Annotated in this window: 2 protein-coding genes; one reads left to right on the forward strand and one right to left on the reverse strand. The window is 68.2% G+C overall.

What is annotated here, in order from left to right; genetic code table 11:
- Window positions 1-32 precede the first annotated feature (32 nt).
- Window positions 33-695 carry a DUF4097 family beta strand repeat-containing protein gene (locus tag AB0C96_RS43015; RefSeq protein ID WP_362925751.1) on the reverse strand — a complete coding sequence of 221 codons (663 nt, stop codon included), beginning with the start codon at window positions 693-695 and terminating at the stop codon, window positions 33-35.
- A gap of 263 nt (window positions 696-958) precedes the next feature.
- On the opposite strand from AB0C96_RS43015, the gene AB0C96_RS43020 reads away from it, so the two are divergent.
- Window positions 959-1,706: helix-turn-helix domain-containing protein (locus AB0C96_RS43020; protein WP_362925752.1), on the forward strand; the 748-nt coding region annotated here is incomplete at its 3' end.

The raw sequence follows: 1,706 nt of genomic DNA on the forward strand, positions 1-1,706 counted from the left end.
GGTGTTGCGGGGTGCTCCTTGGAGCGGGTGGGTCAGAGGCTGCGGGCGGTGATGTCGCCGTGGGGGGTGGTGGCGTGGATGTCGAGTTCGGTGGTGCCGTCGTTCTTGAGGGCGTTGCTGATGCGGCCGTGGCCGGTGTGGGCGTCCAGGGCGGCGGAGACTCCGGCGGCGGCGCCGATGATGATGTCGCCGGACTGGGTGCTGAGCTGGACCGTGCCGCCCATGGCCTCGGTGATGCGGATGTCGCCCCGTGCGGTGCTGATCTTCGCGGCCCCGCCCAGCCGGCCGATCTCGATGTCGCCGTCGATCGCGGTGAGACGGACGCTGGCGGCCTCGTCCAACTTGATCTGGCGGTAGGCGCCTTCGAAGGCGACGTCGCCGAGGCGGCCGAGGGTCCGCAGTTCGGCGCTGGCCGTCTTGGCCTCGATGCGGGATCCGGCGGGCAGCTTGACGGTCACCTCGATGGATCCGGAGGGGCCGAAGTACTGGTCCTTCGCCGCGTTCTCGATCCGCAGGACTCCGTCGGCGTAGGCGACCGTGGTCTCCTGCGCCGCCTTCACGTCGCGGCCCTTCGAGGCGTTGGCGGGCTGGACCTCGACCGCGGTGTCGGTGCGGTCCGCGGCGATGAACTGGACGCGTCCGGCGGGGATGTTCAGGACGGCGGAGATCGGGGCGGGGGTGTCGAACTTCTGCATCGTGCTCTCCCTTTGCGTTGACGGTTCGCTCTTTCGGAACGATGGAAACGCTACGTTGCTTTCCATGCTTGCGCAACGACACTGTTGCGTTGAGATGGTATCTACGCAGGTGAGAGCGCGATAATCATTGCAACGCCCTCCCGCTTAACGCAACGATAGAACGGTCGACCGTTGCAATGCGCTGAAGGTGAACGCTATGGTGGAGGCGTCAGGGAACACCGAGCAGCACCATGGAGCACCCGTGGGGCATGAAGGGGGTCGTCATGCCGGGAGGCAGGCTCACCCAGTCCGAGCGTCAGCAGATCGCGACGGGGCTGGCCGACGGCCTGGCCTACGCCGAAATCGCCCGCCGCCTGGACCGTCCGACCTCCACGATCACGCGCGAGGTGACACGCAACGGCGGCCCCACCGCCTACCGCGCCGACCTGGCCCACCGCGCCACCCAGCAGCGCACCCACCACCGCAAACAGGCCACGCCCCGGGGACCGCAGGCCTCCCCGCAACCGTACGGACGCGACGCCGAGGCCGTACGCGACTACCAAGAGGCCCTCACCACCGTCTACATGACCTCGGGCCTGCCCAAGATGATGGCCCGGGTGCTGGGCTGCCTCTACACCACCGACACCGGCAGCCTCACCGCCTCCGAACTCGCCGGGCGCCTCCAGGTCAGCCCGGCATCCATCTCCAAAGCGATCACCTTCCTCGAAAGCCAGGACCTCGTCCGCCGAGAACGCGACCAACGCCGCCGCGAGCGCTACGTCGTCGACGACGACCTCTGGTACCAGGCGATGATCCGCAGCGCCCGCGCCAACGACCAGTTCATCGAAACCGCACGACAGGCCGTCGACGTCCTCGGCCACGGCACCCCGGCCGCCACCCGCCTCGAAAACGCCGCCCGCTTCCTCGACTTCGTCAGCGAAGGACTCATCCGCGCCGCGGAACAGGGCCGCGAAGTCCTCTACACCAGAACCGAAACGACCCAAGACAGCACCACCACGCCACGCTCAGATC

This window comes from Streptomyces sp. NPDC048506, from assembly GCF_040651315.1.
Lineage (GTDB): Bacteria > Actinomycetota > Actinomycetes > Streptomycetales > Streptomycetaceae > Streptomyces.

Excerpts from the sequence above, each read along its gene's own strand:
- AB0C96_RS43015 (WP_362925751.1), bottom strand. The coding sequence starts at position 695 with ATGCAGAAGTTCGACACCCCCGCCCCGATCTCCGCCGTCCTGAACATC.